The organism is Paenibacillus sp. J5C2022 (assembly GCF_025567625.1).
GTDB lineage: Bacteria > Bacillota > Bacilli > Paenibacillales > Paenibacillaceae > Pristimantibacillus.
The window spans coordinates 45,961-61,347 of the sequence record NZ_JAOQJC010000008.1; the positions used below are offsets into that span (position 1 = coordinate 45,961).

Consider the following 15,387-nt stretch of genomic DNA (forward strand, 5'->3'; position numbering starts at 1 on the left):
TGAATCAGGACACCTGCGAATAGAATGGAACGATGCGTTCAATGACGCTGCGGACGGACGCCTGGTCTTCGCCCAGCACCTTCTCCAGCCGCCGGAACTGCATATCCAGATCCGACCGGCTAATCTCGCTCGGCTGGCCGACGAAGATCCGCTCATGCTGGGTCGCAGTCGTCGCTTCCACTTCCGTAAGCAGCTCCTCGAACAGCTTCTCGCCTTCCCGCATGCCGGTATACTTGATCTCGATATCGACATCGGGCTCGTAGCCGGACAAGCGAATCAGATCTTGCGCCAGATCCTTGATCCGGACGGGCTTGCCCATGTCCAGGATGAAGATCTCGCCGCCCTGTGCGAATGCACCGGCCTGTATAACGAGTTGCACCGCCTCCGGGATCGTCATGAAGTAGCGAACCATATCGGGATGCGTGACGGTGACAGGCCCGCCTGCCGCGATCTGCTGCCGGAAGCGCGGGATGACACTGCCGCGGCTGCCCAGTACGTTCCCGAAGCGGACCGCCACGAATTGGGTGTTGCTCGATTCATTAATCGTCTGTATGTACATCTCTGCGATGCGCTTCGTCGCGCCCATGACAGAGGTAGGATTGACGGCCTTGTCGGAGGAGATCATGACGAATCTCTCCGCCCCGTATTGATTCGCGCAATCGGCTACATTCTTCGTACCGAATACGTTGTTCTTCAGCGCCTCGCTCGGATTGCGCTCCATAAGCGGCACATGCTTGTGAGCGGCGGCATGGAAGACGACCTGCGGCCGGAAGCGCTGGAATACCTCTGCCATCCGCTCGCGGTCTTGTATGTCTGCGATCACTGTCTCCAGACAGGTATCGGGGAATTTCTCTCTCAGCTCCATCTCAATCGTATAGATGCTGTTCTCGCCGTGACCGAGCAGCAGCAGCTTCTCCGGCTGGAATGAAGCGATCTGCCGGCATAGCTCCGATCCGATCGAGCCTCCCGCCCCTGTGACGAGCACCACCTTATGGCTCACATAGTCCAGCACGCCTTGCATATCGATTCGTACCGGATCGCGGCCTAACAAGTCTTCCACTTCTACGCTGCGCAGCTTCTCCACCGCCAGCTCGCCCGTAATGAGATCGTTAATGGCGGGGATGATCTTCACCTTGGCGCTGGTCAGCTTGCAGATGTTAATGACATCCTTCACCTCAGCCCGTCTTGCAGACGGCATGGCGATGACAATATCATGAATATCGTATTTCTTGACAATAGCATCAATGCAGCTTCTGTCTCCCATGACAGGATGACCGGCTACCCGCATATTCAGCTTATAAGGGTCATCGTCGACGAAGCCGATCAGCCGGCTGCCCTTGAAGCGCTCGCTCGTCATTATTTCCTTGGCAATAAGCGCTCCGCAGTCCCCGGCACCTACGACCAGCATATTCGTCGCAACCTCCGACTTCTTGTACCGGTTGACCCGTATAAGCCGCCATACGAATCTGGACCCGCCCATTAACAGCAGCATAATCTCCATTGTGCGTGTCGCGATGGACAGCGGCACCCTCTCGCCGCACAGCAGCCATGTGACGAGATAAGACAAGACGGAGCCGATCAGTATCGCCTTGCACAGCTCCACAATCTCGCCGATGCTGGCATGCTGCCAGCTTCGCTTGTACATCCGGTAGAAGGCCAGACAGAATCCTGATACAACCGTAGATACAAGCGCGAATATATACATCTTCCACTCGTAGCCAGGAGGGATGTCGCCGTTAAAGCGGAACATATAGGAGACTCCGATAGCCACCCATATAATCGCGATATCCAGCGCCAGTAAAATCAACATCCTAATCCGATAGCTCATTCCATTGTTCCCTCCATATACTCTACGAGCATAACCTCGACACACTGTTACTCCTGATTCCCGTAATAATAGTAGTAAGCCTCTTCACTCGACTTGCGCTTGACGTTGTTCAATACGACGCCGAGAATTCTGGCATTGACGTTCTCCAGATTCTGTATCGCCTTCTTCGCAATGTCACGCTTCACCTTGCCTTGATCGACGACCATGATGACGCCGTCGCACTTCGTCGCGACAATCTGGGCGTCTGTCACCGCCAGCAGCGGAGGCGTATCGATCAGCACGATGTCGTATATCGAGCGCAGCTGCTCCAGCATGGCCGTCATTCGCTTGGAGTTCATCATCTCCGAAGGGTTAGGAGGGATATCCCCCGATGTGATGACGTCCAGATTCGGAATCGTCGTCATCTGAATCGACTCTTCGATGGTGCATTGCTGCGCAATAGCGGAGGACAGTCCCCAGCGATTGGACAGGGCGAATGTACGATGTGCAGTAGGCTTGCGCAGATCGGCATCGATCAGGACGACCTTCCTGTCGGATTGGGCATAGGTGACGGCGAGATTCGTGATCGTCGTCGACTTCCCTTCGCCCGGTCCTGCGGAGGTAACCATTATCGTCTGCAGCTTCTCGTCAATGGATGAGAAGTCGATATTGGTGCGCAGCGAACGATAGGCTTCCGATATGGGCGATCGCGGATTGAGGAGCGTAATAAGCTGGCGTTTACTTTTCAATCGTGACACGCTCGAATTCACCTGCCTTGTACGTTTGATTGGATGCCTGCTTGCTGCTTGCTTTGGCCTCCTCTGTATTCATCTTCGAAATCATGGCCAGAGTAGGCTGACCGAGATATTCCAGCACATCCGCTTCCGTCTTGATCGTATCATCAAGATATTCAAGCAAGAACACGACACCGACGGCCAGCATGAGCGACACGACGAATGCAATGGCAATGTTCAGCGGCACATTAGGCGATACCGCGCCTGGATTCGCATCCGGGTTCGCACTGTTCAATATCGACACATTCTCCACCTTGAATATTTTCTGAATCTCCTCCCGGAAAATGAGCGATACGGCGTTCACCGTCTCAGCCGCCTTGCGATATTGTATATCTTGAACAACAAGTGTCATCACTTGCGTGTTATTGACAGAGCTGACACGGATCTTGGACGCCAACTGCTCTGTTGTCAGTTCCAACTGAGGGTACTGGCTGGCCACCTTATCCAGTATGGCAGGCGTCTTGATAATCTCCTTGTATGTCTCGATCATCTTGATATTGGAGTTGATTTGATTAATATCAAGCTGGCCTGTTGCAAGCTGCGAAGCCGTCTGGTTGACGATAATCTTCGTAGAGGCTTCGTACATTTTGTCCTTGAAGTAGATGCTATAGATGGCCGCAGCAGCCGAGCATAACACAACAAATAGTAGAATAAAAACTAATCTCTTACGGATTATAGTCAAATAATGCCGCAATTCTAGTTCATTAGACACTGATTATTCCTCCAGTTAGCAAGACTAAACATTAAGTTATAGGCCCGGGGCACTACACCCTTAAACATAGTAACCTAATTTTCTCCAAATATCTACATCACCTAACAAAAAATCTTCCTCCCATCTGCATGAGAGGAAGATTTTGTCGGAAGTATTATTAGCTTAGGCGTACTAATAATTACTTGTTCAGTGCGCGATGAATGATAACTGCCGCTTGTGCGCGGGTAGCATTGTCGTTAGGAGCGAACTTGCCGGCACCCTTGCCTTCCACAATGCCGTTAGCCGCTGCGTATGCAACGCCGGCCTTCAGTGTGTCCAGAATCTCATCCGCATCGGAGAAGTCTGCCAGAGCAGCGTCTACATCGATAGAATTGTCGGCGCCCAGTGCGCGAGCGATCATAGTAGCCATCTCGGCGCGGGTAATGGTAGCTTCAGGTGCGAATCTGGTCTCGGAACGACCGTTAATGACGCCCTTCTCGACTGCCGCAGCAACGTAAGACGCGAACCAGTCGTCAGCGGATACGTCGTTGAAGCCTTCCTTCGCCGTGTTGCTCTCCAGATCAAGGGCGCGAACAAGCATCTTCGCGAACTCGGCGCGAGTAACCTTGTCGTCCGGCGCGAACTTGCCCTCGGACTTGCCGATGATTGCTCCCTTCGCCGCCATTACTTGAATGGAGCGTCCTGCCCATGCCTCGACGCGCGCGACGTCTTCGAACGATACCTTATTCTCCACTACGACATAAGAGGAGAAGGTCGGACGGTTCTCGACAATGCGTGCGCCCGTCAGGCGTCCGCCATGGATCTCAAGCGTACCATCCTCAAGTACCTTCGCAACAGTAAGCAGCTCTTCATCTAAGGAAGCAGTTGTGCCGATTGGCAGATCCAGAATGATGGGGTGGCTGAATTCCGTTGTGTCCTTTCCACCTACCGACAGGTTGAAGTCGTAGATGGCAGATGCGGCAGGAAGTCCGCCTACCATACCGTCTTCCGCTTCGGACCAGTTGATGCTCAGATCAAGATCGTCGCTGAATGTGCCACCGAACGGAATGGTCACGCCGAGGCCGTTCACCGTAACATTGACGCCGCTCACGATTGTACCGGCAGCTGCTTCCAGGATCTCCTTCACAAGAGATACACTTACGCCGTTCTCGCTCACTTCGCCAAGCTCGACGTTCAGGCTAACCGGCTCAAGCTCGACGCCAGTGGATTCTTTCAGTTGATCCGCAACCTTCTTCACGTTCTCCAGAATCTTCACAGTTTCTTTCGCATCCAGCTCGTACACTTTCAGGCCGTCTACGATCTTCGCAGTCAGATTCTTCAACGTTGTAGCCTTCCCGATCACTTCTTGCGACTTCTTCACCGCATCGGCGATCAGCTCGGCTTTCTCCTCGTCAGTAGCATTCGCCAGCTTGTCTTTCAGTCCTTCAAGCTCTTTCACAAGCTCTTCTACTACACCAGGAGCAACTCCGCCGCCGCCACCGATTGGCGGAACCTTGCTGTTCTCGTAGATATAAGCGTACGCGCCATACAGCGCCAGCGCTGCATCCTCGAACAAGTCAGCGTCAGATACTGCATCCTTCAAAGCATTCATTGCATCTCTCACATCTTCGGTTGTCACACCATAGTACAGGAAGATGTCTTCAATATCATACGATCCGGTAATGGAAGCCAGCGCTTCCTCCATGATGGCATTGAATCCATCCGCATCGCTCAGCAGCTGCTTCAGTTCCAACAACGACTTGGAGCTGACGACATCCACTACTTCATCTTGCACTTTCAGGAAGTAGGCTACAATATCGTCAACCGTCAAATCATCAACTTCTGCAGCTGTAGCGATTTTCTGCAGATCGTCATGGTAATTCGTACGCAACTCTTCAAGCTTCGTAAGATCTGCGTCATATGTAATGCCTATTGCGTCGACCAACAGATTGCTTAAGCTTACTTTCAGATCTGTTTGCTCAGTACCGGTAAATTCCGATACCAACTTATTGATAATGGGTCCTGCGATTGTCTGGCGATCTGCAATGCTCAAGCCTTGAATGGCTGTGCGCAGCGCATTCACTTCGTCCAGGCCGCCAGTAGCGATAAGCGCTTCGCGAAGTGTTTTCACCTTATTGATGACATCTGAACTCGGGAATGCGTCTGCCGCATACACGACTGCGCTTGCGCCAAGCTTCTCCGCCAGACCTTTATTGCTCAGCGGAATACCGGCGAAAGCTGTTACTGCAAGGCTTGCCGCGATCGTAGATGCCGCGATTTTTCTTCTTAATGTCACTTTCTCTCACCTCTATTAATATTGTTGTATAATTGCACTCGCCTTGCGGCGAATGACTGGAACAACCGGATGGAACGTTCAACTATCCGAACAGTCTGGACCACAACCGCTTCGCCGCCCCCTTGGCGGCATATGCGGGAGGAGCCGCTATCGCGCCATTCTCCATCACCTGACGGGCATTGTCCTGCAGGTAATCCACCCATTCCCTGCCCATGCGCGCTTCCACCGCCTCGTAAGCTTCCTGCATTCGGAAGCCCCGGCGCTCCACATGGTGGGCATCCGATGACAACAGATGAATCAGCCCCCGCTTCATCAGCGTCCATGAGGCATGCTCGATCTTCTTGCCGAACCCGCCCAGCAGCGAATGCGTCGTCACTTGCGCATAAGCGCCGACATCGACCAGCTCAGCCAGGGCTTCCGGAGAGCGGACGATATCCGCATTGCGCTCCGGATGGGCGATGATGGGACGTACGCCCATAATATGAAGCTCATGCACAAGCTCCTCCATGCCGGATGGAACGCGGGACGAAGGCATCTCCAGCAGCAGATAGGCGGAATCCGCAAGCGTCAGCAGCTCGGCTCGATGCCAGGCATCCAGCAGATCGTCGTGCACGCGAATCTCCTGACCGCAAGCAATGGAAACAGGAACGCCCGCATCGCGCAACCGTTCATTCGTCTCGGCTGTCAGCTTACGGACATCGTCTGCTAGATTCATATATTTGCCATTGGCATGATGGGGTGTTGCAATAATGGTAGATATCCCTTCCCGATAGGCCGCTTGCGCCATCTGCAAGGTGTCATCGAACGTGGACGCGCCATCATCGATTCCAGGTAGTATATGCGTATGTATATCGATCATATCAATCACATCCCGGCTTCGTACAAGTTCTACATGTGCGTTCGACTTCATTCTACCACAGGAGATGTCGATAGACATCCTTTTTTCAGATATTCGACAGATTCCTTATAAATATATCCACCTTTTACAGCAATGTAAAGGTAAAAGTTAGCAAGAAAACGATTACATAAATAATTTGTATAGGCCATTTATGACTCTATCGCAAACGCTACTACCGCTTAATATAGGCGGAATTGGAAGAAAAAAAGAGAAAACGTGACTTTCTTCATGATAAACAATTGTTATATAGGACTTTAGATATATATTTCTAGTATCCCATAACTGTATTATATTGTAATCTTTTTTGGCAGAAGGTTGTCGAAAGTGGCGAGACGGAATAGCAGCTGTCGCGACTCCGCCCCCAACGTTAGATATGGAACAATACGCCCGTATAATAATAGAAGCTTCCCGGTTCGCCCGCGGACTGCGGCGCTGTAGCATCCCGACGATCAGCTTCAGCTCCCGCTCCTCCGGCAGAATCAGACGAGTCCGGAACAGATAGCGGCATATATGAGCTATCCCTCGGACGACATGACTTTAACCAGGGGGGTGTCAGTATTTCAGCGACCGGCATGTCGCCCATGCAATTCCGCGGTTCACGCGATTAGCTGTGCGCTGCGTTAAAGCAGTAGCAGGCTCCTCTTCACCCTCAATTGCTAATCGTGTACAATGAGGATGCTTGCATGGCTATCGGTGACATGAATGGCGTCGATGCCCAAGTTTTGAGAGCTTGGGTATTTTCTTCTGCACAGAGAGCTATCCTAGCAATAGTATGTATTATGTATGAACAAGATACAGACAAGGTCGAGGTGTACACGTTTCTATGAAGAAAAGACTATTGGATATCGTGATGATTATGATTGGCGCACTCATCTTCGCATTGTCCATCAATTTGTTCGTCATTCCCAATGAACTCGGCGAAGGCGGCGTCGTCGGCGTCACCATTATATTGTATTATGTGTTCCAGTGGTCGCCGGGCCTCATGAACTTCATCATCAATGCGATTCTGCTCACCGTCGGCTATCGCTTCCTTGACCGATCTACAGTTGCTTATACGATTCTGGCCGTTATATTCAACTCGATCTTCCTGCATCTGACAAAAAGCTGGAGCATCGATTCCAATGAGCTCATCGTCAACGCGATATTCGGCGGCATCTTCGCCGGTGTCGGTATCGGCCTCATTATCCGCGTAGGCGGCACGACAGCCGGCACGACCATTCTCGCCCGGATCGCGCACAAATATTTGGACTGGAACATCAGCTACGCGCTGCTCTTCTTCGATCTGATCGTCGCCTTCTCTTCCTTCTTCATCATCGGGGCGGAGAAGCTCATGATTACGATTCTTATGCTGTATGTCGGAACGAAGGTGATGGACTTCCTTATCGAAGGATTGAATACGAAGAAAGCCGTCAACATTATATCGCGGCGTCACGACGATATTGCAAGTCGCGTCATCGTGCAGATGGATCGAGGGGTTACCGTATTCTCCGGTCACGGCTATTATACGAAGGAAGCCAAGAACATTCTGTACATCGTCATAAGCAAGCAGGAAGTATCCGCACTGAAAAAAATCGTGAAAGAAATCGACAAAGATGCGTTCATCACCATCCACGACGTCCGCGACGTCTTCGGCGAAGGGTTTATCGATATTACGAAATAAACTAGAGTCTTCAGAACTCTCCGGAACCATCGACTGACAGTGTAAAGCCTCCGGCACCATCGACACACAATGGTTCCGGAGGCTTTATTTGCTGCTCACTACACCTAGCACTAGCACATCTGGCTCGAACCCTAACTGTAACTGTAACTCTAATTCTAATTCTAATTCTAATTCTAACCCTAACTGTAACTCTAAATGGATTTCATGACTTTAATTTACCAATATCCACCAAACTGGCGCAATCAAATGGATTTCTTGATACTAATTTGACCGTTTGATGAGATAGTGTGCTATTGCTTCGAATTAAATGTACTTTTTCCATTACCAACATGCGACAACGACGATTAAACTGAAACAAATACACTAATTCCATTTAACACTCCAGCCTCAACACCGACGTACGCTTCACCAATGTCCACTGCGACGCCACCGACCACTGCACCATCGTCCACTGCGACGCACGCTTTACCAACGCTCACCGCCACCAACGTCACTGCGACACCCGCTTCACAGACGCCCGCCTCACCAAGCTCACCGCCACCAACGTTACTGCGACATCCGCTGCGCCCACGCCCACAGCGCCGCCACCGACCACTGCACCAACGCTGCGCAATGACCATGACCGACTCATCTCTAAGCGTTGCGTTCTCAACAAAAGTTAAGTTCAATCTTGCAGCGTAGATTAACGATCATTCACGCAGAAGTCCTCCCCCCTCAGCTCGACACCGTTAATTACGATAGAGAGCCGATGCTTGCCGGGATAATGCTTGCGTGTCGTCAAGTCTTTGAAGCTGTGCGCTCTGGTGTATTGCAGCTCCGTGCTATCGATGTCCCGCTCCGCCACTTTGAACAGCTTCCGCGACGTCTTGCCGTTCGCCTTCATGAAGTCTATCGCATACTCGATTCTTAGCCGCTGGGGATGGGAATCGTTCGTTGAACGTATAGCAAATGTAAAGTTCAGCGTGTCCCCGATCTCGACAGTCGGTTCACTGATGGACAACTCCGTTACCGTCACCTCCGGCTTGTCCGGAAAGCCGAACAGGAACAGGATGTCAGGGTCTGCCTTCCGCAGCAGCCCGCGACAGCCATGCTTCAGAATCCAGTCCGTCCCGGCATGCTTGCTATGCCACCTCCGTGCGATATCCTTCACGACCTCGGGATGATCCTTGGCGATATCGTTCAAGTTATTCGCCACGCTCTTCCTCACATAGTCCGACTCGTCTTCCTTCAGACGCTCCAGGACAGGCAGTACCGGTGACGGATCGACCTTGAACGGATGAAGCGCCATCGCCCAAGGCAATCTCGGCCGACACCCCTCGCTCGCCAGCCGCCTGACATGATGGTCGGAATGGCTTGTCCACTCCAGCATCTGCTTCATCATCCTGTCGGGATCGGCGAGAATGAACGGTCTGACAGCGAACTCCGAGCTGGAATAAGGCGTGAACCGCGCCAATGCCGCGATGGAGACCTCCCAGTCGTCCAGCCCGTACATTTCTACGAAGTCCGGGAAGAAGAGATACTCTACTCCCCTGCACTGCGGAGCGATGTCTCCAAGTACGTCCAATGCTTCCCGATAAGACTGGGGCAAAGTCTCATGCAGCGCTACGCTAATGTGCCGAATACGCTGCTTCAGCTGCTCCTGCTCCCAGTGTTCATCTTGTATGAGACGCATGAACTGCTCCTCATCGAACGCAGCATAACGCCCCTTCACCTTATCTGCGAACTGGCGCAAAAAAGCCTCTGTATACTTTCCCGCAAACGTCTCAGCCATAGCTTTCTTCCTCTCCATATCAAGGGGCGTCTCGCCTGCCCGCTATCTTCGCTTCTGTGTATGTAGCATACGCTACATCTATCTTCTCTTCCAACCCCACCAATCGAGCTTCGCACGCCCCAAAGCAACTTCCTATCGCTCATATTGGTCACGTAGCCACCTGTTCAACCATGAAAAGTGTGCGCTATCGCTCAAAATGATCACATAGCCCCTCACCATTATAGCTCCTCCACCAACTGGATCAAATTCCTGATGATGTGGAACGGGTCCTTCACGGGAAGCGCCACTGTCTTCGACTGCGGATTCCCCTCCCGGTCCCGAATCTGTATCCATTCGCCAACGCTGCTATCGGAATTGGGGAAGGTGCGGAATGTATACGCATGCACGCGCTCATACCAGACCAGCAGCTCCTCATCGCCCGTCAGCTTGTAGCCCAGCACCGTCGAATACAGCGCCTCGGAATGAGGCCACCACAGCTTGCTTCCCCAGTCGTTCGACACCTTCTTCGCCATGGCGTCATCGGCGATCCCTTCCATGCTGCCCTTCGGCTGTCCGCCATCGCGATCTACGAACAGCAGGATGCCTCCGTATTCCACGTCCCAGCCCAGCTCCAGCGCACGCTTCAGTACGCGCACCGCTTTCCGGATGGTCGCATCGTCCCCCAACTGGCGTGCCAGCTCCATGACGAACCACATATCCTCAATCGTATGACCGGGATTCACGTAGCGGTCAAGCAGCGTCTCCCCACTATGCGAATCTCCGCCAATGACCTCTCCTACACTTCCTGCCGATCCTCCTATAGGGATCATCTCCAGCAGCGTACCGTCATCCGTCACAAAATCATCCATAATCTCCATCATATAAGCACGCGCCGCTTCCCTCACTTCGGAGGCATGGATGTCAGCAGCATGTATGGCAAGGGCATCACCATTTCCCCCACTGCTGGCTTCTCCCACACTGACAACTTCTCCCCCACTGACGGCTTCATTCCCACAGCACCCGTCAGCACACTCCTCTTGGCCGCCTTCAGCGATTCCAGCCTCTTCCGCCGCCTGGAGAGCTTCCGCAAGCTCATGCGACACGTTCAGCATAATCATGGGAATGCCGTGCGTGCGATACCCTGCCGGAATGGGATATGGCTCCGTGCGATATGTCCCCGAAGCAATCCGCGAGCGGATCGAAGCATAGAGCTTCTTCGCCGCATGCAGCGACTCCGCATCGCCACTCTCCCGCGCATAGCGGGACAAGCCAAGCAGCACGAAGCAATCCGCGTAGATGCTGGCGGCGTAGTCGTGATCCGACGACAGGCGCTTCGCATTCCCTTCGCGGTCCGTGACGAATGTGCAGCAGCCATCCCCCATAATGGCATGCCGCATCATGAAGCGTGCGCCTTCGCCGCTTAATGCCAGCAGCCGATCGCGCTCCTCCGGCGCAAAGCCGTCCATACTCGACAGCTTGGCAAGCAGCCATACCATCCTCCCCTGCGACCACGTATACTTGTCCGTACTGACGAGCGTGCTGCCGCTATTGTCGAAGCAGGTAAAGAAGCCGCCGAATTCTTCATCGATGCCTCGCTCCAGCCAGAACGGGAGCAGCTGCTCCTTCATATGCTTCCAATAGAACGCTTTCAATTGTTCCAGTGATTGCTGCGTAGATACGCTTTTCCCCATCTTCTCACTCACTCCCATAATTAGTTACACCTATCATAACGGACATAGAAGGAAACTCGCAATGTCACTAACTCTATCGGGCTCTCATCCCCATGCACTCGTAGTCCTTCAGATGGAACGATACATTAATTTGATAGCTTACTTTAATTTCTTCCGCCTGAAACTCAACAATATAGATTGCTCTGTATGGCGTTTCCCTGTATACCAGCTCTAGCTCCAGCCTGCGATGCGATGACCAAGTGGCATAAGACACCACCTCCTGCTCCACAAAGGACAGATCTTTGTGGAATTTGGCGGTTGAAACCACCAGTCCCTCGCTGTCCAGTGACACGGCGTGGTCTCCATGATCGTCGAATTGAAAGCGAAGCGTCGGCCGTCCTTGCTCGATGGAGAAAAGCAATTGCTGAATGCCTTGCGGATTGGCAGCCAGCTTGTAGCAGACCTGTTGTCGAGCATCCATCAGCTTGAATGGATATAGACTGGTGTAATGTACATTAGGCGCTTCGATGCGCGAATCGCGATTATCTCTTAACTGCCGCCACTCTGAAGTTGCTCTTGTAACGGAAGAATGCGCATGCGAATCGCCGTCTCCATCTCCCCCTCCTCCATTCATGACATGCTTGTAAATAAGCTCCAGCAGCACCTGCAGATCACCCATACTGCCAAAGCTCGATGTTGCCGCGACGACAATTCTCTCTTTTGGGGCAACCAGGATCAACTGGCCGAACGCTCCATCGCCCCTGTAGCAGCCGTGGCGGCACAGATGGAACTGATAACCGTAGCCCTGCATCCAGTCCGGTCTGCGAGCCCCTTCCCGATTGTCGCTTTGCTCGCTGATCGCCACGTTCAGATAAGCTTCCGATACGATACGCCGTCCCCTATACATGCCCCGGTCAAGCAGCATCTGGCCGAAAGCGGCCATCTCCTCCGTCGTCAAGCTGAGCCCCATTCCCCCTGCCGTTACGCCCATGGGACAACTCTCCCAACTGACTCCCTCTATCCCGAGAGGCTCGAACAACCGCGGCCTGAGATAGCTGACCAGCCCTTCTCCCGTGACTCTCTCCAGGATAGCAGCCAGCATATAGGTCGCATGCGTATTGTACAGGAAGCGGCTTCCTGGCCGAAGTGGTACTGGCTGGGCTAGAAAGGCCGCAATCCAATCCTTTTCGCTCGCCACCACCGAATAAACATTATCGGCATGGCCTGTATTCATACATAGCAGATGATGAATCGTCATAGCCGTCAGATTGGGCGATACGTAGGCCGGCAACCGGTCAGGGAAGAAGGAAATGACAGAGTCATCCAAGCTCAATAGCCCGGCATCCCGGGCTATGCCGATGGCGATTGAGGTGACACTTTTGCTAAGTGAAAACAATAGATGAGGGCCGTCAACAACATACGGCTCCCGGCTATATCTGACCGTCTCCTTCCCGTCCTGCCGCATGAGCAGTGTGTTCACCTCAAGCCCGGAGCGCATTAGTTCATCTACGAAAGCTTGCATGGCTCGCATCATCCCCCACTTTATTGGCATAGCTTCTACATAGCTTAATTAATCCCCACTTCACTTCTCCCTCATGAATTCCACATCACATAATGTCTGACTATTCCAAAAATCAACTTGCCCCCCAAGTATACTGCATGATATATTGTTTGGAAAACTTTCAGAGAGTGGGGAATGAACATGTCTGCCGACAGGTTAATGATCGATGTGCCGGAAAGCTTCGAAAGCGAAAGGATGCTCATCCGCGCGCCGCGACGGGGAGATGGAGCAATGGTGAACGAGGCGGTCAGAGAAAGTATAGAGGAATTGCGTCCATGGATGCCATGGGCTGAGTCGGTGCCCACACCGGAAGAGTCCGAGGCGGAGCTGAGAGGAGCGATTATCCGGTATTTGGAGCGGACCGATCTTCGCCTGCTGCTGATCGACAAGGCATCGGGCAAGCTTGTGGGCAGCAGTGGCCTGCACCGCATGAACTGGTCAGCCGGAGCATTCGAGATCGGTTACTGGCTGCGCACCTCCTGCACGGGTCAAGGATATATGCACGAGGCTGTTCAGGCGATCACGGAATGGACGGTCGCAGAACTGGGAGCCAATCGCATTGAGATCCGCTGCGATTCCCGCAACACGGCCAGCAAGCGGGTGGCCGAACGGGCAGGCTATACTCTGGAGGGAATTCTCCGTCAACAGGAACGGGCGGTGGACGGTACGCTTCGGGACACGATGGTCTTCTCGAAGGTTCGCGGGGTAGAGTTTGGGTAGCGAGTGAGCAATATGAGCGATAGACGGCGACTTTGAGGCGGATGGGGCACAGTTGATGGGGCTATGTGATCATTTTGAGCGATAGCTCACACTTTTCCACTCATTTTGGTGGCTATGTTAACATTTTGAGCGATTGAAGGCGGCTTACGGGCGAACAGTGCATAGTTGGCGGGGCTATGTGATCATTTTGAGCGATAGCTCAAACTTTTCCACTCATTTTGGTGGCTATGTGATCATTTTGAGCGATAGAAGGCGGCTTACGAGCCAACAGTGCACAGTTGGCGGGGCTATGTGATCATTTTGAGCGATAGCGCACACTTTTCCACTCATTTTTGGTGCTATGTAAGCATTTTGAGCGATAGACGGCGACTTTGAGGCGGACGGGGCACGGTTGATGGGGCTATGTGATCATTTTGAGCGATAAAAGGCGGCTTCGAGGTAGAATAGAGCGACTGTGTCACCCTCCACCTCCCCCCCGCCGTACCTGCCATTTACTTCACGGAGCTAATCAGCCACTCCGCAATATCAAGGTATACTTCTTCCTTGCCCACCTCGTTCAATAGTTCATGCCGCATTCCCTCGTACAGCTTCAGCCTTACATTAGTCATGCCCACAGCCCGATAAAGGCCGTACGCCTGGCGAACGGTTTTGCCGAAGCTGCCGACAGGATCGTCCTTGCCGGATATGAACAGCACTGGCAGCTCCTTCGGAGTCAGCGCAATATGCTTCTTGTCCGTAATGAACAGCAAGCCTTCGAACATGTCGCGGAATCCGCCTGACGTGAATACGAAGCCGCAGCGCTCATCTTGCAGGAATCGGTCCACCTCGGCCTCGTCGCGGGACAGCCAGTCCTGAGCCGTCCGGTTCGGCTTGAACCGCTTGTTGAACGAGCGATACGTCAAGTTATACAAGACAGCGCTGCGGTGCCTGATCCCTTTCGACCGGATCTCACGCTCGGCAAGCAGCTTCCCTAGCCTCAGAGAGCTTCTGACATAGTGTGCCGTGCCGGACAGGATAAGACCGGACAGCCCGGAGCCGTGGACAATGGCATAATGCCGAGCCAGGAATGAGCCCATGCTATGCCCGAACAGGACAATCTTCAGCTCCGGGTGCTGCTTGCCAATGAACGCTCTTACCTCATGCAGCTCATCGACCATGCTCTCCCAGCCGCCCGTATCGCCGAAGTAGCCCAGATCCTCTTGCGGAGTCGAATGACCGTGTCCTCTCAGATCGCTGGCGTATACGATCCACCCCTGCTCTGCCATATAACGCGCGAATCGGTCGTAACGCAGCGCATGCTCGCATGATCCATGAACCAACTGCAAGACACCTCTTACCGCCACTTCAGCCCCATCTTCAACTTGCTCCCACCTGTAGACGGATATAGCTCCCTCTGCCAAAGCAAGCTCTGATCTCCTCACACTCATGCCGTCGCCTCCGATTCCGCTCATTTGCCTTCTATTATATATCCTGAGCGGCTGATCGTGTATCCATTCCCTGCTCATTCCCCATTATTTTTCGGAAAATACGGCAACGGAGG

The 15,387-nt window shown here is 52.9% G+C and carries 12 protein-coding genes; 2 read left to right on the forward strand and 10 right to left on the reverse strand.

The features are described from left to right. Positions 1 to 4 precede the first annotated feature (4 nt). The 6 genes from M6D81_RS08575 to M6D81_RS08600 all read right to left on the reverse strand — a co-directional run bounded on the left by M6D81_RS08575 (position 5) and on the right by M6D81_RS08600 (position 6,994). Positions 5 to 1,828 (reverse strand): polysaccharide biosynthesis protein, encoded by a 1,824-nt coding sequence (locus M6D81_RS08575; RefSeq protein WP_262676449.1) that lies wholly within the window; start codon positions 1,826 to 1,828, stop codon positions 5 to 7. A 47-nt stretch (positions 1,829 to 1,875) separates the two neighbouring features. After that, positions 1,876 to 2,565: a CpsD/CapB family tyrosine-protein kinase gene (locus M6D81_RS08580; protein WP_262676450.1), complete on the reverse strand. Its 690-nt coding sequence runs from the start codon at positions 2,563 to 2,565 to the stop codon at positions 1,876 to 1,878. Further along, positions 2,546 to 3,313, reverse strand: coding sequence for a YveK family protein (locus M6D81_RS08585; protein ID WP_262676451.1), 768 nt, complete (start codon positions 3,311 to 3,313; stop codon positions 2,546 to 2,548). The genes M6D81_RS08580 and M6D81_RS08585 overlap by 20 nt, the downstream gene beginning before the upstream one ends. A 178-nt stretch (positions 3,314 to 3,491) precedes the next feature. Next, positions 3,492 to 5,588 (reverse strand): S-layer homology domain-containing protein, encoded by a 2,097-nt coding sequence (locus M6D81_RS08590; RefSeq protein ID WP_262676452.1) that lies wholly within the window; start codon positions 5,586 to 5,588, stop codon positions 3,492 to 3,494. An 82-nt stretch (positions 5,589 to 5,670) separates the two neighbouring features. Beyond that, positions 5,671 to 6,447 (reverse strand): tyrosine-protein phosphatase, encoded by a 777-nt coding sequence (locus M6D81_RS08595; RefSeq protein WP_262676453.1) that lies wholly within the window; start codon positions 6,445 to 6,447, stop codon positions 5,671 to 5,673. A gap of 406 nt (positions 6,448 to 6,853) precedes the next feature. Continuing rightward, positions 6,854 to 6,994 carry a hypothetical protein gene (locus M6D81_RS08600; protein WP_262676454.1) on the reverse strand — a complete coding sequence of 47 codons (141 nt, stop codon included), beginning with the start codon at positions 6,992 to 6,994 and terminating at the stop codon, positions 6,854 to 6,856. Positions 6,995 to 7,309: 315 nt separating this feature from the next. Between M6D81_RS08600 and M6D81_RS08605 the strand changes: the two genes are divergently transcribed. Further along, entirely contained in the window at positions 7,310 to 8,146 is an 837-nt protein-coding gene (locus tag M6D81_RS08605) for a YitT family protein (protein WP_262676455.1), read from the forward strand. A 682-nt stretch (positions 8,147 to 8,828) separates the two neighbouring features. Here the strand turns inward: M6D81_RS08605 and M6D81_RS08610 are convergent. The 3 genes from M6D81_RS08610 to M6D81_RS08620 all read right to left on the reverse strand — a co-directional run bounded on the left by M6D81_RS08610 (position 8,829) and on the right by M6D81_RS08620 (position 13,088). Continuing rightward, entirely contained in the window at positions 8,829 to 9,917 is a 1,089-nt protein-coding gene (locus tag M6D81_RS08610; protein WP_262676456.1) for a DNA alkylation repair protein, read from the reverse strand. Positions 9,918 to 10,135: 218 nt separating this feature from the next. Continuing rightward, on the reverse strand, positions 10,136 to 11,587 hold the full coding sequence (locus tag M6D81_RS08615; RefSeq protein ID WP_262676457.1) for an AGE family epimerase/isomerase: 1,452 nt from the start codon (positions 11,585 to 11,587) through the stop codon (positions 10,136 to 10,138). A 73-nt stretch (positions 11,588 to 11,660) separates the two neighbouring features. Further along, positions 11,661 to 13,088, reverse strand: a complete 1,428-nt coding sequence (locus M6D81_RS08620; RefSeq protein ID WP_262676458.1) for a serine hydrolase domain-containing protein — start codon at positions 13,086 to 13,088, stop codon at positions 11,661 to 11,663. Between the two features lie 180 nt (positions 13,089 to 13,268). On the opposite strand from M6D81_RS08620, the gene M6D81_RS08625 reads away from it, so the two are divergent. Next, positions 13,269 to 13,847 carry a GNAT family N-acetyltransferase gene (locus M6D81_RS08625; RefSeq protein WP_262676459.1) on the forward strand — a complete coding sequence of 193 codons (579 nt, stop codon included), beginning with the start codon at positions 13,269 to 13,271 and terminating at the stop codon, positions 13,845 to 13,847. A 491-nt stretch (positions 13,848 to 14,338) separates the two neighbouring features. Here M6D81_RS08625 and M6D81_RS08630 read toward each other — a convergent pair whose 3' ends face one another. Beyond that, a complete protein-coding gene (locus M6D81_RS08630) occupies positions 14,339 to 15,274 on the reverse strand; it encodes an alpha/beta hydrolase (RefSeq protein ID WP_262676460.1) in 936 nt (311 codons plus the stop codon). Positions 15,275 to 15,387: the final 113 nt, after the last annotated feature.

Bases quoted from the DNA above. Each gene is read 5' to 3' on its own strand.
- M6D81_RS08610 (WP_262676456.1), bottom strand. From the start codon at position 9,917: ATGGCTGAGACGTTTGCGGGAAAGTATACAGAGGCTTTTTTGCGCCAG.
- M6D81_RS08595 (WP_262676453.1), bottom strand. From the start codon at position 6,447: ATGATCGATATACATACGCATATACTACCTGGAATCGATGATGGCGCG.
- M6D81_RS08615 (WP_262676457.1), bottom strand. From the start codon at position 11,587: ATGGGGAAAAGCGTATCTACGCAGCAATCACTGGAACAATTGAAAGCG.
- M6D81_RS08625 (WP_262676459.1), top strand. From the start codon at position 13,269: ATGTCTGCCGACAGGTTAATGATCGATGTGCCGGAAAGCTTCGAAAGC.
- M6D81_RS08630 (WP_262676460.1), bottom strand. From the start codon at position 15,274: ATGAGTGTGAGGAGATCAGAGCTTGCTTTGGCAGAGGGAGCTATATCC.
- M6D81_RS08605 (WP_262676455.1), top strand. From the start codon at position 7,310: ATGAAGAAAAGACTATTGGATATCGTGATGATTATGATTGGCGCACTC.
- M6D81_RS08575 (WP_262676449.1), bottom strand. From the start codon at position 1,828: ATGAGCTATCGGATTAGGATGTTGATTTTACTGGCGCTGGATATCGCG.
- M6D81_RS08620 (WP_262676458.1), bottom strand. From the start codon at position 13,088: ATGCAAGCTTTCGTAGATGAACTAATGCGCTCCGGGCTTGAGGTGAAC.
- M6D81_RS08600 (WP_262676454.1), bottom strand. From the start codon at position 6,994: ATGCCGCTATCTGTTCCGGACTCGTCTGATTCTGCCGGAGGAGCGGGA.